This window comes from Paenibacillus durus (assembly GCF_000756615.1).
GTDB lineage: Bacteria > Bacillota > Bacilli > Paenibacillales > Paenibacillaceae > Paenibacillus_AQ > Paenibacillus_AQ durus.
Window position 1 is genome coordinate 2,134,208 of the sequence record NZ_CP009288.1, and the last position, 22,566, is coordinate 2,156,773.

At 44.4% G+C, this 22,566-nt stretch carries 21 protein-coding genes, 1 pseudogene and 1 riboswitch; of the genes and pseudogenes, 17 read left to right on the top strand and 5 right to left on the bottom strand.

Annotated features, from left to right (window positions below; all coding sequences use genetic code 11):
- Positions 1 to 93 precede the first annotated feature (93 nt).
- Together PDUR_RS09580 and PDUR_RS09585 are read left to right on the top strand one after the other, a co-directional pair.
- Positions 94 to 1,149, top strand: coding sequence for an S-layer homology domain-containing protein (locus tag PDUR_RS09580; RefSeq protein ID WP_042206077.1), 1,056 nt, complete (start codon positions 94 to 96; stop codon positions 1,147 to 1,149).
- Positions 1,150 to 1,341: 192 nt separating this feature from the next.
- Positions 1,342 to 2,805: a PAS domain S-box protein gene (locus tag PDUR_RS09585; RefSeq protein ID WP_042206078.1), complete on the top strand. Its 1,464-nt coding sequence runs from the start codon at positions 1,342 to 1,344 to the stop codon at positions 2,803 to 2,805.
- 50 nt (positions 2,806 to 2,855) lie between these two features.
- On the opposite strand, the gene PDUR_RS09590 is transcribed toward PDUR_RS09585, so the two are convergent.
- On the bottom strand, positions 2,856 to 3,515 hold the full coding sequence (locus PDUR_RS09590) for a TetR/AcrR family transcriptional regulator (protein WP_042206079.1): 660 nt from the start codon (positions 3,513 to 3,515) through the stop codon (positions 2,856 to 2,858).
- Between the two features lie 277 nt (positions 3,516 to 3,792).
- On the opposite strand from PDUR_RS09590, the gene PDUR_RS09595 reads away from it, so the two are divergent.
- From PDUR_RS09595 to PDUR_RS09620, 6 genes and pseudogenes are all read left to right on the top strand, one after another.
- The gene (locus PDUR_RS09595; protein ID WP_407944316.1) at positions 3,793 to 4,638 is read left to right on the top strand and encodes an SDR family NAD(P)-dependent oxidoreductase; all 846 of its coding nucleotides are present in this window, start codon (positions 3,793 to 3,795) and stop codon (positions 4,636 to 4,638) included.
- Entirely contained in the window at positions 4,635 to 5,648 is a 1,014-nt protein-coding gene (locus tag PDUR_RS09600; protein ID WP_042206081.1) for a zinc-dependent alcohol dehydrogenase family protein, read from the top strand. The genes PDUR_RS09595 and PDUR_RS09600 overlap by 4 nt, the downstream gene beginning before the upstream one ends.
- Before the next feature lie 32 nt (positions 5,649 to 5,680).
- The gene (locus PDUR_RS09605) at positions 5,681 to 6,844 is read left to right on the top strand and encodes an SMP-30/gluconolactonase/LRE family protein (protein ID WP_052410146.1); all 1,164 of its coding nucleotides are present in this window, start codon (positions 5,681 to 5,683) and stop codon (positions 6,842 to 6,844) included.
- Between the two features lie 165 nt (positions 6,845 to 7,009).
- Positions 7,010 to 7,093, top strand: a pseudogene (locus PDUR_RS27900) (IS200/IS605 family transposase); the annotation flags it as partial.
- Between the two features lie 95 nt (positions 7,094 to 7,188).
- Positions 7,189 to 7,611 (top strand): VOC family protein, encoded by a 423-nt coding sequence (locus tag PDUR_RS09610; protein WP_042206082.1) that lies wholly within the window; start codon positions 7,189 to 7,191, stop codon positions 7,609 to 7,611.
- A gap of 333 nt (positions 7,612 to 7,944) precedes the next feature.
- Positions 7,945 to 9,159, top strand: a complete 1,215-nt coding sequence (locus PDUR_RS09620; RefSeq protein ID WP_042206083.1) for an MFS transporter — start codon at positions 7,945 to 7,947, stop codon at positions 9,157 to 9,159.
- Here PDUR_RS09620 and PDUR_RS09625 read toward each other — a convergent pair.
- The gene (locus PDUR_RS09625; protein ID WP_042206084.1) at positions 9,138 to 9,578 is read right to left on the bottom strand and encodes an Lrp/AsnC family transcriptional regulator; all 441 of its coding nucleotides are present in this window, start codon (positions 9,576 to 9,578) and stop codon (positions 9,138 to 9,140) included. The genes PDUR_RS09620 and PDUR_RS09625 overlap by 22 nt on opposite strands.
- A 192-nt stretch (positions 9,579 to 9,770) precedes the next feature.
- Here PDUR_RS09625 and PDUR_RS09630 point away from each other — a divergent pair, with 192 nt between their 5' ends.
- The 3 genes from PDUR_RS09630 to PDUR_RS09640 all read left to right on the top strand — a co-directional run bounded on the left by PDUR_RS09630 (position 9,771) and on the right by PDUR_RS09640 (position 12,748).
- On the top strand, positions 9,771 to 10,907 hold the full coding sequence (locus tag PDUR_RS09630; protein ID WP_156130683.1) for a serine hydrolase domain-containing protein: 1,137 nt from the start codon (positions 9,771 to 9,773) through the stop codon (positions 10,905 to 10,907).
- Positions 10,908 to 11,119: 212 nt separating this feature from the next.
- Positions 11,120 to 11,989 carry a LysR family transcriptional regulator gene (locus tag PDUR_RS09635; protein ID WP_042206086.1) on the top strand — a complete coding sequence of 290 codons (870 nt, stop codon included), beginning with the start codon at positions 11,120 to 11,122 and terminating at the stop codon, positions 11,987 to 11,989.
- Positions 11,990 to 12,088: 99 nt separating this feature from the next.
- A complete protein-coding gene (locus PDUR_RS09640) occupies positions 12,089 to 12,748 on the top strand; it encodes a type 1 glutamine amidotransferase domain-containing protein (RefSeq protein ID WP_042206087.1) in 660 nt (219 codons plus the stop codon).
- 117 nt (positions 12,749 to 12,865) lie between these two features.
- Here PDUR_RS09640 and PDUR_RS09645 read toward each other — a convergent pair whose 3' ends face one another.
- Together PDUR_RS09645 and PDUR_RS09650 are read right to left on the bottom strand one after the other, a co-directional pair.
- Positions 12,866 to 13,888, bottom strand: coding sequence for a serine hydrolase domain-containing protein (locus PDUR_RS09645; protein WP_042206088.1), 1,023 nt, complete (start codon positions 13,886 to 13,888; stop codon positions 12,866 to 12,868).
- Positions 13,889 to 13,901: 13 nt separating this feature from the next.
- Entirely contained in the window at positions 13,902 to 14,717 is an 816-nt protein-coding gene (locus PDUR_RS09650) for a MerR family transcriptional regulator (protein WP_042206089.1), read from the bottom strand.
- A 266-nt stretch (positions 14,718 to 14,983) separates the two neighbouring features.
- On the opposite strand from PDUR_RS09650, the gene PDUR_RS09655 reads away from it, so the two are divergent.
- Complete coding sequence (locus PDUR_RS09655; RefSeq protein ID WP_042206090.1) at positions 14,984 to 15,625, top strand: NAD(P)-dependent oxidoreductase; 642 nt, start codon at positions 14,984 to 14,986, stop codon at positions 15,623 to 15,625.
- Positions 15,626 to 15,832: 207 nt separating this feature from the next.
- Here PDUR_RS09655 and PDUR_RS09660 read toward each other — a convergent pair whose 3' ends face one another.
- Positions 15,833 to 16,093, bottom strand: a complete 261-nt coding sequence (locus PDUR_RS09660; RefSeq protein WP_042206091.1) for a SunI/YnzG family protein — start codon at positions 16,091 to 16,093, stop codon at positions 15,833 to 15,835.
- 410 nt (positions 16,094 to 16,503) lie between these two features.
- On the opposite strand from PDUR_RS09660, the gene PDUR_RS09665 reads away from it, so the two are divergent.
- The 5 genes from PDUR_RS09665 (at position 16,504) to cobT (ending at position 22,515) form a co-directional block, all read left to right on the top strand.
- Positions 16,504 to 17,187 (top strand): GntR family transcriptional regulator, encoded by a 684-nt coding sequence (locus tag PDUR_RS09665; RefSeq protein WP_042206092.1) that lies wholly within the window; start codon positions 16,504 to 16,506, stop codon positions 17,185 to 17,187.
- Positions 17,184 to 18,119, top strand: a complete 936-nt coding sequence (locus PDUR_RS09670) for a DMT family transporter (protein WP_081949456.1) — start codon at positions 17,184 to 17,186, stop codon at positions 18,117 to 18,119. Before PDUR_RS09665 ends, PDUR_RS09670 begins: the two co-directional genes overlap by 4 nt.
- A gap of 1,228 nt (positions 18,120 to 19,347) precedes the next feature.
- Positions 19,348 to 20,445: a hypothetical protein gene (locus PDUR_RS09675; protein ID WP_156130396.1), complete on the top strand. Its 1,098-nt coding sequence runs from the start codon at positions 19,348 to 19,350 to the stop codon at positions 20,443 to 20,445.
- A 50-nt stretch (positions 20,446 to 20,495) separates the two neighbouring features.
- A complete protein-coding gene (locus PDUR_RS09680; protein ID WP_052410147.1) occupies positions 20,496 to 21,050 on the top strand; it encodes a histidine phosphatase family protein in 555 nt (184 codons plus the stop codon).
- 29 nt (positions 21,051 to 21,079) lie between these two features.
- Positions 21,080 to 21,285, top strand: a riboswitch (cobalamin riboswitch).
- Positions 21,286 to 21,420: 135 nt separating this feature from the next.
- Positions 21,421 to 22,515, top strand: coding sequence for a nicotinate-nucleotide--dimethylbenzimidazole phosphoribosyltransferase (cobT, locus tag PDUR_RS09685; RefSeq protein ID WP_042206094.1), 1,095 nt, complete (start codon positions 21,421 to 21,423; stop codon positions 22,513 to 22,515).
- Positions 22,516 to 22,566 lie beyond the last annotated feature (51 nt).

Consider the following 22,566-nt stretch of genomic DNA (forward strand, 5'->3'; position numbering starts at 1 on the left):
AAGTTCCGGCTAGCAGATATTTCCGTTAGAGTTAAGCTTATGATTCTGCTATTCTAAGGGACGGAATATAGAAATATTAGGAGGACATCCCAGATGAGACCGAAGTTACATCGCATTACTCTTTTTCTGCTTTTACCCTTGTTCCTGATTTTCACGAGCTTTCCACCGTCAGCCCATGCTGCTGAAACCGCTCTGCTGGACAAGTATTATCCTGCCGACATTGAAGGGCACTGGGCAAATGACGCGATTGATAATTTCGTCAATGCCAATTGGCTGAACGGTTATGCCGACGCCGATGGTACAATCCTCATTAAGCCGAACAATAACGTTACCCGCGCCGAATTCGTAACGATTCTTGTTGGTGCGGCGGGCCTAACCAGCAGCCAGTCAGGTAAAACCTTTACGGACGTCAAGGCTGGAAAATGGTACGCTGATCCGATCCGGATTGCCAGTTCACTCGGTATCGTCGGCGGCATCACAAATACGGAATTCGGTCCTGACCGGCCGATCACAAGAGGCGAGATCGCTGTTATGGTCGTCAACGCTTTTTCATCATCCGTAAAGTTCGACGGACAACCTAAAACCTTCACGGATGTTCCGCAATATTACGCAAAGCCTGCTATTCAAAAAGCTAGCCAAGCCGGCATTGTGGCCGGGATGACCGAGACCGAATTCAAGCCGTTCAGCCGCGCTACCCGCGCTCAAGCGGTTGTCATGCTGGAACGCTCCCTGAAGCTGCAGCAGGGGAACCTGCCGCTTGAACAGGATTTGATTGATCTTGCCGTGAAAGCAGACAAAGAAGAAACACAGCTAATGGTAGACAAGAAGTATGCCGAACTTGAGCGGATTTTTCTTAAATATTACACAGGCTACCAGTTCGCTTACAGTATGTCTTCCTTGAAGGAGATCAATGAAATGGCTGCCGGGGGCGGAACGTTAGACATTAAAGTTGTGAAAGCCCCGACCTTCCGCGTTACCGAACGTTCTGACCGTCTAGTGGTATTGGATTCGGTATACGGTGAAGTGGAAATGAAAATTTCGAACGGTGTTAATACCTACGAAGAAACCATCAAGACGGACGGCCAATACCTGATGAAGAAAATGCCGGATAACAGCTGGAAAATCTACGCCATACTCACCAAAGAATAATAGGCAAAAATCGGAGGTTCATGAGAATCTCCGATTTTTTGTTTCTTCGATATGTGAAAAAAGTAAATTCATAAAAGAAGAATAAAGAGTACAATAGAAGAAAAGTGTTTGCTAGAGAGCATCAGGAACCCTCACTGGATAGCGAATAAACGGTCTGATTGAAATGTAAACTGGTTACGGGAGTTAAGTCCTATGGAAAAGATCTCGAAGATTCAATTGCCGCAGCATTCCTTATACTCCTACCTTGAATACAGTCCTGATGCCATTTATATTTTGGATCTGAATAAAAAAGTGGTGTATGTGAATCCTTCTTTTATTAAATTGTTCGGCTGGTCTAAAGATGATTTATATGAGTTGAATTTTCCCCATATACCGTCTGAATTATATAATGAATGGGCCGGCATTTTTCAGCATTTCGACCACAAGAAAGAGGCTGTTACGCTGGATACGGTCAGAAAAAAACGGGATGGTGAACTGATCAGCATCAGCATTACGATCTCGCCGCTCATGGAGCCGGATGGTCCAATCACCGCTTTCCTTTGCCTTTCGAGGGATGTAACAGAAAATAAAATGTCGGAGCAAAAATATTACCGCTTGTTCAACCAGGCAAATGACTCCATATTTATCTTTGAATATAATGATCAAGGAAAAGTCTCTAATTTTATCGATGTGAATGACACAGCTTGCCAAAGACTCGGTTATTCCAGACAGGAGCTTCTCGCGAAGTCACCGCCCGATATTGGGGACCCAAGTCTTGCGGATCAGTTCGATCTAAGTTTCCGCTCCATTGTACAAGGAAAAACAACTTTTATTGAATGGATTCATGTGGCTAAAGACGGAACAAGAATTCCGGTTGAGATTAATTCTAAAATATTTAAGCTAAATAATAAGAACATGGTCATTGCTATAGTTCGTGACCTTACGGAACGGAAAAGGACGGAAGAGTTATTAAGAAAGAGCGAGAGCTTTTCCCTGATCGGAGAGCTGTCAGCGGGAATTGCTCATGAGATCAGGAATCCGTTAACCAGTATAAGAGGATTCGCTCAACTATTATTTTCTGAAACCGAATCCATTCAAAGTTATCGTGATTTAGTCATCTCCGAGGTGGACCGGATTAATTCCATAATTGGGGAGCTGTTGTTTCTTGCTAAACCGCAAAGCTCAGATCTAATCGACAAGGATCTCATCACCCTGCTGAGACAAACGATAACCTTGCTTAACGCCCAAGCGCATTTGACCGAAAATGAGATTGTCATGGAAAGCAATCCGGGGAGTCTATATATAAGATGTGCTGAAAACAAGCTTAAACAGGTCTTTATTAATATTCTGAAAAATGCCATTGAAGCGAGCCCAAGAGGAGCCGGAATTAAAGTTGAGGTTATCCGGAGAAAGCAGAATGTATTGGTTCGTTTTTTGGATCAGGGAAAGGGTATTCCCGCCGAGATTCTGAGCCAAATCGGTTCCCCCTTTTTCACAACAAAGTCAGGGGGCACGGGACTCGGAATAATGATCAGCCAAAAAATTATACAGGATCATCATGGAACCCTTCATTTTGCCGCCAACCAGCCGAAAGGAACCATTGTTGAAGTTATGCTGCCAATAAAGAAATATAGGGAGAGCAAGATGGAGCACAACGTGAGCCAAAGTATCGATTGAACATTTGGTTCTAATTTGGGCAACTCGCTCATTCCCTAGCGGGATGCCTTTTAGCTGCTACGAGCTTGAAACAACGAACTAACAATCAAAGACAAAGTTTTCCTGTATATGGCATAGGCCGATTCTACATCTCCCAAGTGTCCACCCATGTATAGATGGATAACGCCGTGGAGCGAGGCCCAGAATATACGTACAACGGATTCCGTGTCATACTGGCTGGGGATTAGTACTTGCTCTTGCGCATTGCTGATCACGGTCAATAATTGCTGCATGGCCGTTACAGTGCCTTGCATGCTTTCCTCGTCCGGTTTGAAATCTGCGAAGGCTCCTCCGAACATCAGCTTATAATAGCTGGAGTAACGCTGCCCGAATTCCCAAAAGGTTTCGCCAAAATTCAGCAAATACTGTGCCGGATCAGCAGCCTGCGGCGTACCTTCGAATTCGTCAGCTAGAATCTTACAACCCTCCAGATACAACTGCTGAGCTAAACCTTCTTTATTAACAAACAAGCTATAAATGATTTTTGTCGAACAATCCATTTTATCCGCTACTCTTCGCACAGTAACGGCTTCCGGGCCTTCTTCTTGCAATAACGTTGCCGCAGCATCAACAACAAGCTTGCGTAGATTTTCTATATTTTGCAAGCGAGCTTCTTGGTAGGTTTTCAACTTTCGTGTGTTCGTATTGGAGGAGGTACCTTGGTCGCTCATAATCATCACCTTCGGTTATTATGTTTTCGTTAGGAAACAAGGTTTCCGACTCTCTTATCAAGAATTTTATATAGTTGTTGGACAGTTGTCAATGTGCGTTGGATGTTCAAAGATCATATTGACTTTCCACAAAAGGGACGTTACAATGAATTCCAATGGAAACACTGTTACTGAAATAATGCGACGATTCTTAACTTTTTTGGGAAGTTGAGAATTATTTTTAACCGCTCGGTAACAATGTTTCCGAATTAAAACGTAGTATCTGAAAGGAGGATAAATATTGGAAATAAAAGGTAAATGGTCGCTTGTCACGGGAGCTTCTTCCGGTATTGGAGAGCAATTCGCGAGACAACTGGCCAAACAAGGCAGCCATTTGGTACTCGTGGCCCGATCAAAGAGCAAGCTTGAGGAACTGGCATCGGAGCTTAGAAAGAGGTATGGCATCAAAGCTGAGGTTATCCCTTTGGATCTTGCGAAAGAGGGCGCGCCCAGCGAGTTATATCAGCAATGTCGGCTTTTGAAAGTGGAGATCGAACTGCTGGTCAACAATGCAGGTTTTGCTACACATGGTTTGTTTGAACAAGTGTCAGGTGAGCGTCAGCATGAAGAAGTGATGCTCAATGTCACGGCTGTTGTAGATATGACCCACTTGTTCTTACCGGACATGTTGCGCAAAAGCTCAGGTGCAGTAATTAATGTTGCTTCAACCGCCGGATTTCAACCGCTTCCCTATATGGCCGTATATGGGGCGACGAAGGCTTTCGTCTTATCGTTTACTCAAGCATTATATTGGGAAAATCGTGACCGCGGTGTCAAATTTTTCGCACTTTGTCCTGGTTCGACGGATACCAGTTTCTTTAATGTCGTAGGAGCGGAAGAAGCCTCCGTCGGAAAGAAAGACACACCGGAAAGAGTCGTAGAGATTGCGCTTCGCGCGTTGAAGGAAGGGAAACTGTATGTCGTTCCCGGTATGCAGAACTATATGGGGGCGCAGTTATCGCGATTCATTACACGAAAGCAAGGTCTTCGGCTTGTTGGAAACATGCTTCGTCCGCGCGAAGGATCCGGTAATTATAAGAATAATGGTAATCAATCTGATCTTGCAGGGAGGACAAATCAATGAAAGCTGTACAACTAACAAACGGCTTCGGCTTTGAGGAATTAACTTTGACGGAACTCGACATACCAACGCCTGGCCCTCAGGAGGTGCTGATCCGCATGAGGGCAGCTTCTCTCAACTACCGGGATTTAGTGATCCTGAATGGATTAATGCCGGTCGACATCAAGTTTCCCTTCATTCCAGTATCAGACGGAGCGGGAGAAATTGTAGCTGTAGGCCCAGGAGTAACAAGATTTCAGGTAGGACACCGGGTAGCGGGTAATTTGCAGCAACGATTCATTGCCGGCAACCCAAGAGCGGAGGTATTAGGAGAAAGCCTGGCAGGTCCGTTGAACGGAGTGGCGGCCGAGTATGTCGTCCTGCATGAAAATGGAATCGTCCGTATTCCAGATCACCTCACTTGGGAGGAGGCCTCCACATTGCCGATCGCTGCATTAACTGCATGGAGCATGCTGATCGAATACGGCGGTTTACAAGCGGGTGATACCGTGCTGCTGCAAGGAACAGGCGGTGTTTCCATCTTCGGCCTTCAATTCGCTGTTATGGCCGGAGCAAGAGCTATCATTACATCAAGCAGCAACGCCAAGCTGGAACGGGCAAAGGTTCTCGGCGCATGGCAAACGATCAACTATTCGGAAGTTCCAGATTGGGATAAGGTGGCGTTAGAGCTGACTGACGGCGGCGTCGACCATGTTCTGGATGTTGGAGGAGCGGCGACGATGGTGAAATCCATCAATGCGCTTCGCATTGGAGGGACAGTGAGTATGGTCGGGTTCTTATCGGGATTGACCATTCCGGAATACGATGTCACCGGCATCTTGCAGAAAGCTGCAACGGTTCGCGGCAGTCAAGTCGGCAACCGGGATCACTTTGAAAAGATGAATCGGGCAATTGCCCATCATGGTTTGCATCCTGTCATTGACCAAGTATTCCCACTGAACCGAATTGGAGAAGCATTCGCGCTCTTGGCCGAAGGAAAGCAATATTTCGGTAAAATCGTCGTTCAAATTTAAAATTTTACTTCCATGACATAGGAGGCGCTCTAATGCCTAATACTACAGATTTCTCTGCTAAAGCTCCTCCAGGCGGAAATCATCCGAAACGCTCAACACATAAAAGGATACGCAGAGTGGGATTATCGCTGCTTGCGGTGATCCTTCTTGGAGTGATCACTTTCCTGCTTGTACCTTCACCTATCGAACCGGCAAAATGGATCGCGCCAACGGCCCCGTCTTTTCAGGAAGCGGGTCCGTGGCAAGAGAACAACAAACTCAGCTCGGCTCAGATTGTTACGGATGCCCCTAAATCCCCGGAATTCATTACCTTTGATAAGGAAGGTAATCTATATACAGGAGATTCTGACGGGAAAATTTATATGGTTCCTTTCGATGCAGAGGGTAATCCGCAAGAGGCTCAAGTGTTTGCAGACACCAAAGGAACGCCCAACGGACTTAAATTCGATGACAATGGGAATTTGATTGTTGCTGATATCAAGAGGGGACTGCTATCTGTAAACCCATCCGGGACCGTAGAGGTATTGGCCGATCAAGTGGACGGCAAGCCGATCTATTTAACCAACGAGCTTGATATTGCCCAGGATGGTACAATTTATTTTTCCGACACCTCGACCTATGGCCGCGTGATGTTCAAAGAAATGGCCGAGAACAAGCCGCATGGACGTTTGCTGAAATATGATCCGATAACCAAGCAGACGACCGTCCTGTTAGAGGGGCTTTATTTTGCCAACGGAATTGCTTTGTCTAGTGAGGAGGATTTTGTGCTTGTGGCGGAATCGTATCATTATCAGTTGACCAGATACTGGCTGAAGGGTCCGAAGAAGGGGACATCTGATATTTTCGCGGACAATCTCGCGGGCTTTCCAGATAATATTACGCGCGATGAGCAGGGTCATTTCTGGGTCGGGATCTTTACGACTCGCATTTCTTTTGTAGATCAGATGCATCGCAGCCCGTGGCTGGCCGGTACTATGGCCAAGCTGCCGGAGTCGCTGCTTAGCGGCGCGAGCGCACCGGCGAAGCATGGGCTTGTAGCGGAGCTCAGCCCGCAGGGGGAGCTGATCGAAAGCTGGCAAGATCCGGAAGGCTCGCTGTATGGCGTAACTACGGCTGTAAGCCATAACGGATATCTATATATAGGAACGGCGCCAGGAGGCAGCCAGGGCGTTCACCGCCTGCCGCTAACCAAATAATTGCCTTCAAGCAAGCCCAGAGCTTCAAATAAAGCGACGTCAAATGGGTCCTCGGAATCATTCGAGGGCCTTTTTTGTATGAGAAACCCCTAATTCCTTTGAACTCGATGATAAAATGGGTGCCGGTTTGAGGGCCGCACACATGAAATCAAAGGAGAACAAAGGATTGAAAAGAGCAGTCTAGCACACACGAAGTGGAACTGCAAATACCATATTGTATTTGCGCCGAAGTACAGAAGATCCCCGATTTCATCAAGCCTTTGATAGAGGGAAGGTATGATTGATTGCTTATTAAGACATGATGTATTATAGAAATATCAAATTTAAAATAAAGGAGATTGCTCATGGCTGTCGACGCATATTTGAATTTTAATGGCAATTGTCGTGAGGCTGTAGAGTTTTACGTGCAGGCCTTTGGAACGGAAGAACCCAAATTAATGACTTTTGGGGAAGCGCCCCCGAGCCCGGAATATCCGCTTCCGGATGAAGCGAAAAACCTGATCATGCACACCCGGCTTAATATTTTTGAAAGCAATGTGATGTTTTCCGATACGTTTCCCGGCATGCCTTTTGTGGTAGGCAACAATATTAGCCTTGCCATTGTGACCGACGACAAGGACGCCTTGCAATCCGCTTTTGACAAACTTAAAGAGGGCGGTAAAGTTGGCATGGAACTTCAAGAAACCTTCTGGAGCAAATGTTACGGAAGTCTGTCGGACAAGTTCGGCGTAGAATGGCAGTTCAATCTTGGAACAGGAGAATTATGACGGGATGTCAAAGGATTTTGGGCAGTAAAAGCAACTCACTGGCCAGAGCGCATCGCTGACAGCGATGAGGCCAGGGGTTCGATCCCCCCAGGCCCCATTATAATGATTTAATGACCTTCCGAATGCGGAAGGTCATTTTTGTTTTATACAGATTTTAAATTAAAGGATAACACTGATTTTTAAATTTAATACTGTGGCTAAAGGTGTTCATATACTTTGATTGATGTATGTAAAATAACGATTTAATATTGTAAACTGAACTCTATTGAGCGATTGCTCGCTTGGTAGTGGGATCATTAGTCCACTCAAATAGAAATCAGGAGGTGATTGATATTGAGTTCAAATCTGACTTCAGCCGCGCAAAGTGCCGCGAGTGCTGCTTCTTCTGATCGCCTTCCATGGGCCGGATTGTTAGCCCTTGCGATGGCGGGATTTATTTGTATCCTCACGGAGACGCTGCCAGCCGGTTTGCTTCCCCAGATCGGCGAGGGGCTTGGAGTTTCGGAGGCCATCGCCGGCCAACTCGTCACGTTGTATTCTCTGGGCTCCCTGCTCGCCGCAATTCCCTTAACAACTGCAACACGAGGGTGGAGGAGAAAGCCGCTGTTGTTACTGTGCATTATTGGTTTTCTCGTGTTCAACAGTGTTACTGCATTATCCTCTAGCTACATATTGACGCTGGTTGCCCGTTTCTTGGCTGGTGTATCTGCAGGTGTCTTGTGGGGGATGACAGCAGGCTATGCCCGGCGTATGGTGCCGGATGTCCTTAAAGGCCGGGCCGTGGCGGTGGCAATGACCGGCACTCCTCTTGCTCTGGCGCTTGGTGTCCCTGCCGGAACATTCCTCGGCGTGCTAGTTGGCTGGCGCTCTGTTTTTGTAATCATGTCGTTTCTGGCAGTGCTGCTCGTTGTTTGGGTGTTCTGGAAAATGCCGGATTTTCCCGGACAGGCCGCGACCCAAAGACTCGCCCTCCACAAAGTTTTCATTTTGCCGGGGGTACGGCCCGTATTGATTGTTGTTATGGCCTGGGTGTTATCTCATAACATTTTGTACACCTATATTGCGCCTTATCTTGCCCGGACCGGACTTACCCATCGTGTTGATATGGTACTGCTTATTTTCGGGGTTACATCGGTTGTGGGGATCTGGATAATCGGACTGTTGATTGACCGTATGCAGCGCCTATTGGTATTGATAAGCCTCGCAGCTTTCGCATTGGCATCCCTTCTGCTTGGCATAGGCAGCAGTCAGCCCGTTGTAGTCTATGCAGCGGTTGCCGTCTGGGGACTTACATTCGGTGGAGCGGCGACACTGCTGCAGACGGCAATAGCTGTGGCCGCTGGCGAGAATGCGGATGTGGCTCAATCGATGCTGGTGACGGCATGGAATCTGGCCATCGGCGGCGGTGGCTTAATGGGCGCTGTTTTACTCGAAACCCTGGGCGTTCGATCCTTCCCTTGGGCTTTGCTAATGCTGCTGCTCCTAGCACTGCTTGTTGTGTGGCGGGCAAAAGACCATGGATTTCCTTATGCTTCTTCAAGTGATTGAATGAGAAATTTATGATCGATTGGCGAGGACATGACAATCAGGATCGTATAGGTTCCATACTTGTCGCACTGATTGCCAAATTCTTCGAGAGCGTGTGTGGAGTCGGTCTGTATTTTTAATAAGTAATTGTGTTCTCCGCTTATGCGGTGGCACTCGGTAACATAGGGAGAAGCTTGGACAAAATCAAGAAAGGCATAGCAGTCTCTAGTCCGAAACAACATATAGGCTGCCGCATGCTTTCCAATTTTTTCGGGAGAGATGACGGTACGATACTCCTCGATAACGCCTTTTTCTTCCATTCGTCTGACCCGTTCCGTTACGGCAGGCTGGGACAAACCCACGCTTTTACCCAGCTCTGTCATTGAAATTCTTGCCTGATTTTGCAGATGGAAGAGAATTTGTTTGTCCACATGATCCACTATAAAAGTCCTCCTTTAAATTTAAGGTATTTCAAATAAAGTTTCTTTTATTGCTTTGTATAATCATCATAATGTATTGATTTCGATATGTAAAATGAGCAATTTAATTTAATCCATGAAAGTTAGAAAGGATGGCTAACATTGAGCAAATATGATCTAAATAAGAGAGATACTGAAGCGCTGCAGGCACGTATGGATGAAGTCATTGATCGTACCCTTGCCGAAAAAAGGCTGGTTGGTGCTGTTGTCCAAGTTGCGCTTAACGGAACGCAATGTTATAACCGTGCTGCCGGATATGCAGACCGCGAACAAAACCGGTTCATGCAAGATCATACGTTATTTCGGCTTGCTTCCGTATCCAAACCGATCGTTTCCACGGCTGCACTGGTGCTTGTATCGCAAGGCCGTCTGGGGTTGGATGACCGCGTGGACAGATGGCTGCCCGAGTTTCGCCCCCGTTTGCAAAATGGTGAATTTGCTGCTGTAACCATTCGGCATTTGTTGACTCACACGGCAGGGCTGACCTACCGTTTCTTCCAGAAGGAACATGATTCATATGAGAATGCCGGAGTATCGGACGGTATGGATCAGGCCGGTATTTCATTGGAAGAAAATCTGCGCCGTATTGCTTCCGTACCGCTCCTCTATGTGCCAGGTACCCAGTGGAAGTATTCCATTGCAACAGATGTACTCGGTGCAGTTATTGCCAGGTCTGCCGATGCCCCGCTAGGCGAAGCCGTACGTTCTCTTGTGACCGGACCGCTAGGCATGAATGATACCGGATTTATTGCGGTCGATGCCCTAAGGCTTTCTGCGGCCTATGCGAATGATCTTCCTGAGCCGCGCCGTTTGCTTGATTTGGACCACATTCCATTTATAGAAGGTACTTCGGGTTTCCGGCTTGCTCCCGGCCGGGCGCTTGATGATACGGCGTATCCGTCAGGTGGCGCTGGCATGGTTGGCAGTGCTGGTGACTTTATGCTGCTGTTGGAAACGTTGCGAAAAGGCGGAGCGCCTCTATTACCGGAGAGCCTGGTTAGAGAAATGACTACCAACCAGATTGGCGATCTTCCAATGGCCTACTGGCCAGGGCGTGGATTCGGGCTGGGGTTTACCGTGCTGAAAGATCCGGCGGCCGCTCAAACTTCCGAGTCGCCGGGAACCTGGCGCATGGGCGGAACTTATGGCCATTCCTGGTTTGTTGATCCCGTCAAGCAAATAAGCGTCGTGGCGTTTACCAATACCGCGCTGGAAGGCATGTCAGGCCAGTTTACGACAGACCTTTGCGAAGCGGTTTACGAAGGACTTGGGGATTCTAAATATCGTTAACGTACTTTAGGTTGTACAGGCTTCGTACATTATAAGGCCGCTAGACACTTTCGGTGTTCAGCGGTTTTTTTATTGTGCTTCAATCGTGGTATAGTGGGGGGAGAAAGCGCCTTTCGGAATATCAGTCAGGAAATAGACCGTAATCCTTTACGAGAGGCGGTCTATTCTTGTTTTGAGGCAAGTCAGTCAACAAGCAAAGGGGTTAAATGGATATGGTTGATTTTGAGTGGTACAGAAGCTTTTGTACGATATATAAGCACAACTCTGTGTCCGAAGCCGCAAAGGCGCGGATCATGACACAACCGGCAATGAGCCAGCACTTAGCTGCTTTGGAAGCCGAGGTAGGTGAAATTTTATTCGTCAGGACTTCAAGAAAATTAATTCCAACGGAACGCGGGAAGGAGTTATATTCACAATTGGCTCCGCTGATCGAGTCTCTGGAGGAGACCACGATGAATTTCAAATCGGCTTCTTTGCCTACGCTTATGGTCATAAAGATAGGGGCCGCACACGAGTTTTACACTGAAAAAATTCTCCCCAGGCTGCATAAATACAATATGAGCACCATTTCGAGTTTGGGAACGGCCGATCAATTGATAGAACTGCTGAAAGAGGATAAATTGGATCTCATCATTACTTCTAAAAGGTATCAAGCGCCGGGCATTGAGTATCAGAAATTGATGGACGAAGAATTTGTTATTGTTGCCCCCAGTGATTGTGAAATACCGGATACAGACAACTTGAAGTCAATGGAACAGTGGCTCTCTTCGCAAAATTGGATAAGCTATGGGCTGGATTTACCGATGATACGGAGAATTTGGAGAGAGCATTTTAAAAAGCGTCCCCAAATCAGACCTAACCATATCATTCCTGATTTACATCTCATTCTGAAGGCTATCGGAAACGGTGCGGGTTTAAGCGCTATCCCTACATATCTATTTGAAAGTTCGGCAAATGAAAGAACCAAAGTCATTTATGAGGATTTAAGAGTGAAGAATGAGCTGTTTTTCGCCTATAAGCTGAAGCATAAACATCTGCCGCAAATCCATGAGATGATGACGCTCATACGCAAAGATATATAAATATATTTATGGATAATCTGAAATTTCATAATTTGTTTTATACAAGACTCGGGATTAAGATTAAGTAGGCAACAAAATAATGAATTGGAGGCAATACAAATGGCAAAAAAAGTGTTAATCGTTGTAACTAATCATACGGAAGTTCATGAAAGCAAATCGACCGGGATTTGGCTGTCTGAATTTGCCGAAGCCTATATTGAATTTACAAAAAAAGGCTATGAGCTGTTGGTGGCTAGCCCGCTTGGAGGAAAAGCTCCTGTCGATCCCGGCAGTGTAGATGCCAGCACCCCGCAAGAAATTTTGGATGCGGAAAAATATCTGGAAAACACGACAAAGCTTGATGAAGTATCTGCTGAAGGCTTCGATGCTATTTTCTTGCCGGGCGGTCACGGAACGATGTATGATCTTCCAAAAAGCGAAACCCTTCACAAGCTCCTGCGTGATTTTTATGAAGGGAACAAGATTGTAGCCGCTGTGTGCCACGGACCAGCCGGGCTGGTTGGAGCTACCTTGTCGAACGGTCAACCGCTTGTGGCTGGCAAACGTGTCAGTGCCTTTACAGACCGGGAAGAGGATCAAACGACTCTGGCTAGTCATCTTCCTTTCCTGCTGGAAAGCAAAATTCGCGAGTTGGGCGCGATCTATGTGGCCGCTCCGAACTGGACTTCTCATTACGAGGTAGACGGCAACCTGATTACAGGCCAAAATCCGCAATCAACGCTGGCTGTAACTAAGGCGGTTATTGAGCAATTGGGCTAATCCCTTATAAATGGCAACTTGTTTAAAACCAGCGGTTGGATACCAACATAGACAAAAAGCAACTTGATAAAGCCCCCCGCAATTTTTGGATAATTGCGGGGGGCTTTCATTATAAGTTTAGTCTATTACAGCCGGGATAATACGTTCCTTAATCAGAGTCAACCTATCACGAGGATTAATGATGAATTCTGATGCAATGGCTACGACTAGGTCTTTTTCTGGAATGCAACAAATGACATTACCGCCATCGCCTAGTGCTAAGTATGCGAAAACTCCATCCTCTTCGTATAACCACCATAGATAACCGTATTTATTGGGGTTCATCGCTGTTGATTCGTCAATCCATGTCCCCGAAATAATCTGATTATTGTCCCAAACGCCACGGTTCAGATAAAGAAATCCAAAACGTGCCATATCTCGGGGAGTTAGCGTAAGTCCCCATCCTCCTGTGGAGTTACCGTTTGGGTCGTTGACCCATCCTTTCACATTTTCCCCGAATAAATCTTCAAACCCAAATGATTTCATTTCATAATCTGGGATTTCTTTCATGCCGATAGATTTAAATAACGGTTCGCCCGCAAACTCACGGGCACTTTTTCCTGTGCTGCGAGTGAGGATGGCTGAAAGCAGATGCGCCCCTGCGGTGGAATACTTGAAAGTTCCAATATCACCGTTTTGCCCCAGAATATCCAGAGTATACTTTACCCAGTCAGGTTCCATACACATCTTGTCCAGCGGTTCGTGCCAGTCCTCAAATGGATAGGGGGCCGTCATCGTGAGAAGATGGCGTATGGTGATTTCTCGTTTCTGCCGATCAGCAGCACCTAGAACATATTCAGGGAAGAAATCCAGCACCTTCTGGTCTACATTTTTAATATATCTTGCATCAATGGCAATACCAATAAGGGCAGATAGTACACTTTTCGTTATAGATGCCACATGGTGTGGATCATCCGGGCCATAGCCATTATAATATTTTTCATAAGCAATATATCCATTTCTCACAACAACGATACCGTTTATATTGCTGTACTCGGATTTTATCATAGGTTCAAGCTCTGCAAGCTTTTCAGCGTCCATTCTCAAGGTTGCCGGGTCTAGGGCTTGCCATTCTGTAGTTGGCCAGTAGTTTCTTTGCATAATAGATACCTCTCTAAACAGGAAAATATACCTCGGTAACAATTTTCTCAGGAACGGTGGCTTGATTGGGGTCGGTTACATATACTTCATATGGTGATTTCACCAACTCATATCCTTCATTTTCTACCCATTCCCTCAGCTTAGCATATACCGATGTCAATTCTGAATAAGAACCCTTTAAAACCGACTTCGCACAAAGGCCTCCAGGCAAATCTCTCGTTCCCTTTACAGTCTCCTCTATCGGGATGGCAAACTCTGTATCATTGCCGGCAGGATTGTATTCAGGGCTGTGATAAATAGTCATTGGCGCACCAAGCAAGGTTAGTTTTTCAGCAGCAATCTTTTCATATAGCCTGTTAAAATACGTTCCATATCCTCGGGCATAGTCATCACTACTCATCATCTGACGCATATAAAGGATATTCATTGGCCGGGTTTCAACAAGTTGTACCTCTATATTGTCAAGGCATGACATCATGGGTATGCCCTTCTCTAAATTTAAAATATCATTACTCATTTGTTTTAGGGTATACTCAAAAGCATTTAGCTTTCCCTGTACTTCCCTTCTCTTGCGATTAAGGGCGGAACAAAGCTTCTCCTCTGATTGATCCTCTTCCAATTCCAGAATGGCTTTGATTTCTTCCAGAGAAAAATGATAGGATTTCAGACGGTTGATAAAGAGCATCTTTTTTAGTTGTCTGATGGAATAATACCTATAACCGTTCTCAGAGTTAATCTCATCAGGATTGATTAATCCAATTTCATCATAATATCGAAGCGTTTTTGTAGATACTTCGCATATCTTTGAGAATTCTCCAATCGATAGCAAGAAGTCACCTCCATTCTTCATATTACTTTGTTCAATTTCACTATGCACCTTACCCTAAGGGAAAAGTCAACTGCAGAAATATTGGCGCTTCTTTAGTTAGCAATCAAGAAAGCCGCTAAGCAACTCTCGGTTTCGTTTTTAGACGAACCAGGGTTGTTTTTTATTTGGAAAAAAAGAGGGTTGACAAATGATCTACATGAAACTATTATAGTTACAGGTAATCAAAGTTGTTACAGGTTAAATACGGAGAAGGAAGGTAAACGAACATGAAAATCGGAATTATTGGAGCAAGCGGAAAAGCGGGAGCAGCAATTGCAAAGGAAGCACTAAGCCGTCAACATGAAGTAACGGCGATTGTCAGAAACGCATCGAAAGTTGAAGGCAAAGAAGCCGCTATTTTGGAGAAAGACATCTTCGATCTAACATCTGATGACCTTCAAGGGTTTGATGCTGTCGTCAATGCGTTCGGGGCCGCTCCTGGTCAAGAGCAGCTGCATGTTGAAGCGGGGAGAGTATTGATAGAAGCGATCAAGGGAGCTCCGGGAACCCGATTAATCGTTGTCGGCGGAGCCGGAAGCTTGTTTGTAGACGAAGCCCAAACGATACGTGCGATGGATACGCCTCAATTTCCTAAGGAGTATTTTGCAACAGCGTTCAATCAAGGCAAAAACCTTGAGGATCTTCAGAACTCGGACGGAATCCAGTGGACATTTGTCAGTCCGGCCGCGTTCTTCAACCCGGAGGGCAAACGAACAGGCGCTTATCAAAAAGGAAAAGATAACTTCATCGTCAACGCCAAAGGGGACAGCTATGTAAGTTATGCGGATTACGCGGTTGCGATCATCGACGAAATTGAACAGCCGCAGCATATTAACGAACGATTCACCTTAGTTTCCGAAGCTGGATGAACCCATATTACCGATGCCGCCGCAGCGGCTCGTATTGTCTCTAGCGGCTGGAACGGCGTGAAATTGACGGATTATGTGCTCCTGCTCGGAGCTTGACGGAGAATGGTAAATATTAGAAGTTCAGGCAGTCGAGAAAATCTCGACAGCCTGAACGCTTTAATAAAAAAGGCTTAGAAGAATCCAAAAATTTTCTTGCAACAATTATAATTATTTGAGATAAGACTTTATCTTATTTAAGATACTATGTCCATTAGTGGTAAACAGAATATAAGTTTTTGAAATCGTCTTAATTATAACTCTGTCAGTTGTAGCATAGGGGGTACCAATCCTAATTGCACTTTTCTCCTCACCACCGTAAGTATCATCAAACAAAACATCCTGAATGTCATCAATAGGTATTTCTATTTTAGTTAATTGCCAAGTGATAATTAGTTTTTCATTCTGCTTCTTCACATCAATTCCTAGCATCTTACTACCTCCTCTAACTCACTTACTCTTTATTATACAAATAATATTATAAAGAAAGTTGGATAAATCGCCCAAATATTTATATATATTAGAAAATATTATAAAGAATTTTCAAGGATAACAGTTATCTAAATGCCAAGGCTTACCCTGTTTTCATTTAGTTTTTGGTCCCAGAGGAAATTTGTCTTTCATCTGAGGAGGCCAAGCGTGAAGAGGTCAGGCATGCTGTGAAAAAGTAAATGAAAATCGCCTTTCCCTTTGTTGAATAGGGGCAAGGCGTTTTTTTATACCGTAAAACGTTTCACTGCATATAGAAAACCGATCATATTTTGATTGACCATTTGATTTTCAAAAGAATATTTATATAATATATGTATCCAATATATTGCATAAAAAGGAGGAAACAATTTATGCCGATACCGCAAAATTTTTCTTCACCCATTCGAATGTTGGCAAAAGATAAAGCATTTAATCAATTACAAAGATGGATTATTGATGGAACACTTGAACCTGGTGAACAGATTTACGACACGGAACTTTCAAAAGCTTTAGGTATTAGCCGCACACCGATCCGAGAAGCCTTACAGTTGTTAGCAGTTCAAGGCTTTATTGACATGCGTCCAGGAAAAGAGACGCGGGTAACAAAGATTAAAAAAGAAGATGTTTTGAAAATTTATCCGCCGCTTGCTTCCTTGCATGCTTTGGCTGCCGAAGAAGTTGCCCAATCCATCACGGCAGAACAAATTGAAACATTGAAAGAAATGACAAACGAATATGAACAGTTAATTAATCATGAACAACGATTTAAAACAATGGAATGTGATGAAAAATTCCACAATTTTATTGTTGATCTTGCTGATAATCCGTACATTACGGACTTCTCGTCGATACTGCAATTACATATTCGGCAGTTTAAATATGTGTTTTTAAAAGGACATGAATTGGTTGTAAGAGAATCATTAAGAGAACATAAAGCTTTAATTCAAGCTTTTGAAGACCGTGATCCTGAGAAGGCTGCGTCTATTATGAAGCAGAATTGGCTTAGACCGATGAAGGAAGTTTACAAATCTCTTGTCAGTGAAAAAGAATTATGAAAAAGGAAAAGCAATGGCTAGCAGATTTATCTTTGCTTTTAATTGCAGTGGTTTGGGGTTCCAGTTATCTTGCAACAAAGGTTGTTTTATCAGATATAGCGGTATTCCCATTCCTTTTTATTCGTTTTATGCTTACAGTAATTATTATGGCTCTACTGACGTGGAAAAAATGTGTGAAAGCCTCCATACATACTTGGCTGTCAGGTATTATTTTTGGCTTATTTCTTTCAGGTATTTTCACTTCAGAAACTTGGGGGATTAATGGTACATCTGCTACTAACGCTGGTTTTTTGATTAGTTTATTCGTTGTGTTCACACCAATTATGGAATCTATCATGTTTAGAACAAGACTGAATGTTGGTATTTTAGGTTCGGTATTACTATCTGTCATAGGAACTTTCTTTTTAACAATGAAAGACGGTTACCAATTTAATATTGGGGATGTATTGATCCTCGTTGCAGCATTATTACGTGCCGTTCAAATGACCGTGACACAAAAAATGACAAATGGAAGAGATATGGATTCAAGAGTGCTAGTTACCATTCAATTAAGTGTCGTTGCTGTCATTATGGGCATTTTATCACTGACAACAGAAGGTATTCATGCTTTTGTCGTGCCATCATCAATGAGATTTTGGCTGCTAACCGCTTATCTGGCTATTTTTTGTACGTTGTTCGCTTTTTATATTCAGCTGACCATGATCAGGCGTACCTCTCCAACCCGAGTGGGATTATTGATGGGAACAGAGCCATTATTTTCAGCACTATTTGCTGTCTTTTTAGGCGGTGAACATCTTTCGGTTCAAGAATGGCTGGGAGGACTTTTGATAGTTGCTGCCACCTATTATGGGCGTCATATGGAAACGAGAATCCGGATAAAAGATAGAATGGACAAAAATAATACAAACACTTCAGCAGTAGATGCAAAATAAACGATCATGATCTCTCGCTCACAAGCCTAGCAATTTCTGTGTTCGTAAAAAAACGCCCATATAAAGATTCCTTCGTCAAAAAAATGACTGCCAAGATACGCTGTAGGCTTTAGTTTTGGTCGAGAGAGGAAAATTTGTTTTTCATCTGGAGAGGCCAAGCGTGAAAAGAGTAAGTGTGAAGAGGCATGCTGTGAAAAAGTAAATGAAAATCGCCTTGCCCTTTGTTAAATAGGGGCAAGGCGATTTTTTTACCGTAAAACGTTTCACTGCATCATACAGCTGCCCGGCGGAAGAAGTCAGGGCCTGACAGTATGCATTAATTTCCTGCATAGCGGCTGACTGGCATTCTGGTTCACCTCTTATGTGTTACAAATTACCAAAAACATAACATGTAATATTTATGGTCAATAGATGTAATGGTTTGATTCTTGCGGAATCTGGGCTGCTTCTGTTCAGCGTGTGTCCGGTGTTGGTGACCGGGGTTTTCCTGCAAATCCGCAGGTTTATCAGGTGAATTTCGGGCAGGAAAAAGTAATGCCTGCGATTGCGCAGCTTTTAGAGCATGCGCGCCGCCAGGCGGGGAGATCGGGAGAGAAATGTCTGCGCTTTTGCAGGAATTGGGTCAGGGAGGAGGATTTCCACAGAAAAAGATGTGCAAACGCAGGAATGTCCGCTAGGAGATCAGGCGGCGAGTTAAAATTCGATCATAAAACGAATAAACTTATTTATATACGTTTACAAAAGAGATTGATAATGAATTAGTATTTACAGCCAATTCAGCTATGGACAGCATCTACCTGAACACCATCCAAGGGCGGACTAAAGTCCGAACCCTAACCTTGAAGCCCAAAGGTAAATTTTATTTTGGAGAAGGCCAGCCTCTACACAGAGCGAACATCCCAATGATATCTCTTGTGCCGGGAACTTTTACAAGGGTAGTAGCCGCTATTGATCATGCAAGAACGGAGGAACTAGGAACAGTAGAGCGGTCAAGCTTTAGTTTATTGGGTTTGTTTGCGAAAGAGGAATGAGACATGAATGGTATTGTTAAACCACGATTTATGTAGCCGTCTCATTGTTCTACAGGAATTTATTGACATAAATTACAAGTATCCATATAATCTAAAATGTAATAAATCTACATTTATAAAATATAATGTAATATGTTGTAGAATAAAATAGACTTGCTATTTTTATTGAATCTAATTTCTTTGAAAGGGTGGACATTTTGACTGAAAAAATACTTCCCGTAAAAGAACCGTTTTTGACTGGATATCCATATTATGCAGGTCCTTTAACTATTCTTTCAGCATCAGAAGAGAACTATCATCCTTGGTTGATGAGCAATTTTATACAATTAGTTCTTCAACAAGAAGATACGGGTATTAAGCTGGACTTCTTCCAACCATGGGTTACCTGGGTGCCCTATAGTTGTCCTTTTCTTGATATTCAATTATTGAACAAAGACATATTTGAGAAATTTAATGATTCATCCAACATTATCAAGTCCATAACGGATCGTATTGACTCTGGCTATTATGTTTACATGAGTGTTAACCATAAATATTTATCATGTTCAAATGTACAATGGTATAAACGAATTAATATAGCACATGAGTTATTTATTTACGGCTACAATATGGAAAAAATGATACTGAATGTTGCTGACAATTTTGGAGGAAAATATGAATTCAAAGATTGTTCATTTTATGAGTTTATACAATCTTACATAAATCCGGCTAATATTAATCTACATCACTATAATAGAGTTATATTAATGAAGCTTAATAAAGATATTAATGCGGAACTCGATATTCTAAGGATTTCTGATCTTTTAACTGATTATTTAGAGTCAAGGGATACTCGTATCCGTGATGATGGAAGTGTTAATTGGGCCAAGAATAGTTTTTTAGGTATAAGTGTTTACGATAAAATTATCGAGTATTTATATTTATTGCTGGAGGATAAGTGTGAGTATGATATAAGATTTTTACATATATTATGGGAACATAAAAAATGCATGGTTTACCGGATGAAATTACTGGAGGAAAAGCAAGTTTTGCAGGATTCTAAATTTTATGAGATGTACAAAAAAATAGAAAATGATGCGTTTATTCAAAGAAGTTTAATGATTAAGTTTTATATAAATAAAAACAAAGATATTATTACGGATATGATTCTTTGGTTGAAATCACTTAAAGAAACTGAAGAATTACTATTACGTGAATTATTAGAGCTGCTGACTCGTAGCCAAATGAGTGACCCAAAATATGTATTGGGCAATTCTCATGATATCTCTTTAAAATGGTCGTTAGTTCAGCTTTAATACAGCAACAGTGAATCAACATAACAGGGCAGGAAGGACAAGATGGAAGAATGCCTCTTTATCTGATGCGCCATGGCGAGACCGATTGGAACAACAAGGGGAGAATACAAGGGATACAGGATATCGGTCTGAATGAGCGCGGGATCGGCCAGATTCAGGAAGCTTCCAGACGGCTCAGAGAACGGATGAATGTTCATGCCGTTATTTCAAGCCCATTGCGAAGAGCCTTTGAATCGGCCAAAATTATAGCTTCCGTCCACGGACTCTCTGTTAAGGTTGACAGCCGGTTCGCGGAACGCTGCTTCGGTGAGCTGGAAGGCAAGACGCTGGGGGAAATCAGGTCTGTATTCCAAATAGAAAATCCAGAGCTGATCCGCTTCCCGGTCTACGGGGTCGAATCTATGGAATTGATGCAAGTGCGGGTGTGCGACGGAATTAGCAGTCTGGAGCCGTTGGCGGACAGAAATGTACTGCTTGTAACCCATGGCAGCATCATTCAGATGATTACCGGACAAGCAGAAATCGTAGAGAACGGTACGGTAATCGAATTAACGGATAAACTGAAAAACAGACTTATAGACTTCTCTTTAAATCTCAAGTTATAATAGACGTACTTTAAGCATATTTGTCTACAACAGCATATGAGAGAAAAGGTGAAACGCTGCGGCGTTTCTTAAAAGGGAAGAACGGTGAAAATCCGTCGCGGTCCCGCCACTGTAAATGGAGAGCGAGCTTTAAGCCACTGTGTCAAATGGGAAGGCTTAAGCAACTTGGTCATTATGATCTCGTTTTTGCGTCTGATCCATAAGTCAGGAGACCTGCCTTTTTTCAACAGCACGACTGACCTACGAGGATTAGGGAGGGGGAGAACGCTTGTATTGCGGCGATTAACGGCACTTCTACGCTCTTTTGTGTGTAGGAGTGCTTTTTTGTTTCTCAACTTGTTACATAGGTCTCTAAATAAAAGAGAGGATTGTGATTTTCTTGGAAAAATTATTGCAGGTGCTAAATGAGATTGAACGGCTCAATGTTGTATCGATGCATCAAATGAGAAAGCGCGTCAACAACCTGACCAAACCTTTGGGGAGTCTTGGCCGCCTAGAGGAAATCGCTGTAAAGCTTGCTGGTATTACTGGCAGCGTGCAGCCCCGTGTGGAAAATAAAGCGATTATCGTGATGTGCGGCGATCATGGGGTCGTTCAGGAAGGTGTCAGCGCATTTCCGCAGGAAGTTACCGGGCTGATGATGGCGAATTTTATTCGCCAAGGCGCTGCGGTTAATGTGCTTGCACAGCAAGCGGGGGCGGAGGTTCACGTTGTCGATATCGGAACTTTGCTGACAGACCTGCCGGAAGGTGTAGTGCAGCGGAAAGTTCGCCCGGGAACGGCCAATATGGCTAAAGGGCCGGCGATGACCAAGGAAGAAGCGGTTGCCGCGCTCCAGGTCGGGATAGATACGGCTTACGAGCTTGCTGATAAAGGGATCGAAGTGATCGGTTTAGGGGAAATGGGCATCGGCAACACGACTCCGAGCAGCGCCATGACGGCAGTGTTCACTAACCATCCGGCGGAACAGATCACCGGAAAGGGATCGGGTATCAATGACGAAGCGTTAGCCGCCAAAACGAAGGTAATCGAACGGGCGATAGAGGTTAACCGGCCAAATCCCGGTGACGCTGTCGACGTACTCGCCAAGGTAGGGGGACTAGAAATCGCCGGGCTCGCGGGCGTGATATTAGGAGCGGCAGCCCGCAAGGTTCCGGTGGTTATTGACGGGGTGATTACAGGGGCTGCGGCGCTGGCTGCCTGCCGGATCGAACCACGCTGCCAGGATTACTTATTCGCTTCCCATTTGTCCGTTGAACCGGCGCACCGGATCGTTCTGGATGAGCTTGGGCTGAAGCCTTTACTGCATCTGGACATGCGCCTTGGAGAAGGGACTGGGGCCGCACTTGCCCTGCCTGTAATCGAATCAGCCCTCCAATTGGTTGCGAAGATGGCCACTTTTGAGGATCTCGGTATCCCGAGCCCGGCCCCCGAAGAAGATGAATTCGGCCTTGCGGTTCAGTGATCCGGCTCCGGGTGCAGCAGGATACTCAGGTTAAGCCGGTCCCGGGAAGTT

Bases quoted from the DNA above. Each gene is read 5' to 3' on its own strand.
- PDUR_RS09580 (WP_042206077.1), top strand. From the start codon at position 94: ATGAGACCGAAGTTACATCGCATTACTCTTTTTCTGCTTTTACCCTTG.
- PDUR_RS09585 (WP_042206078.1), top strand. From the start codon at position 1,342: ATGGAAAAGATCTCGAAGATTCAATTGCCGCAGCATTCCTTATACTCC.
- PDUR_RS09590 (WP_042206079.1), bottom strand. From the start codon at position 3,515: ATGAGCGACCAAGGTACCTCCTCCAATACGAACACACGAAAGTTGAAA.
- PDUR_RS09600 (WP_042206081.1), top strand. From the start codon at position 4,635: ATGAAAGCTGTACAACTAACAAACGGCTTCGGCTTTGAGGAATTAACT.
- PDUR_RS09605 (WP_052410146.1), top strand. From the start codon at position 5,681: ATGCCTAATACTACAGATTTCTCTGCTAAAGCTCCTCCAGGCGGAAAT.
- PDUR_RS09610 (WP_042206082.1), top strand. From the start codon at position 7,189: ATGGCTGTCGACGCATATTTGAATTTTAATGGCAATTGTCGTGAGGCT.
- PDUR_RS09630 (WP_156130683.1), top strand. From the start codon at position 9,771: ATGGATGAAGTCATTGATCGTACCCTTGCCGAAAAAAGGCTGGTTGGT.
- PDUR_RS09635 (WP_042206086.1), top strand. From the start codon at position 11,120: ATGGTTGATTTTGAGTGGTACAGAAGCTTTTGTACGATATATAAGCAC.
- PDUR_RS09640 (WP_042206087.1), top strand. From the start codon at position 12,089: ATGGCAAAAAAAGTGTTAATCGTTGTAACTAATCATACGGAAGTTCAT.
- PDUR_RS09645 (WP_042206088.1), bottom strand. From the start codon at position 13,888: ATGCAAAGAAACTACTGGCCAACTACAGAATGGCAAGCCCTAGACCCG.
- PDUR_RS09655 (WP_042206090.1), top strand. From the start codon at position 14,984: ATGAAAATCGGAATTATTGGAGCAAGCGGAAAAGCGGGAGCAGCAATT.
- PDUR_RS09660 (WP_042206091.1), bottom strand. From the start codon at position 16,093: ATGCTAGGAATTGATGTGAAGAAGCAGAATGAAAAACTAATTATCACT.
- PDUR_RS09665 (WP_042206092.1), top strand. From the start codon at position 16,504: ATGCCGATACCGCAAAATTTTTCTTCACCCATTCGAATGTTGGCAAAA.
- PDUR_RS09670 (WP_081949456.1), top strand. From the start codon at position 17,184: ATGAAAAAGGAAAAGCAATGGCTAGCAGATTTATCTTTGCTTTTAATT.
- PDUR_RS09680 (WP_052410147.1), top strand. From the start codon at position 20,496: ATGCCTCTTTATCTGATGCGCCATGGCGAGACCGATTGGAACAACAAG.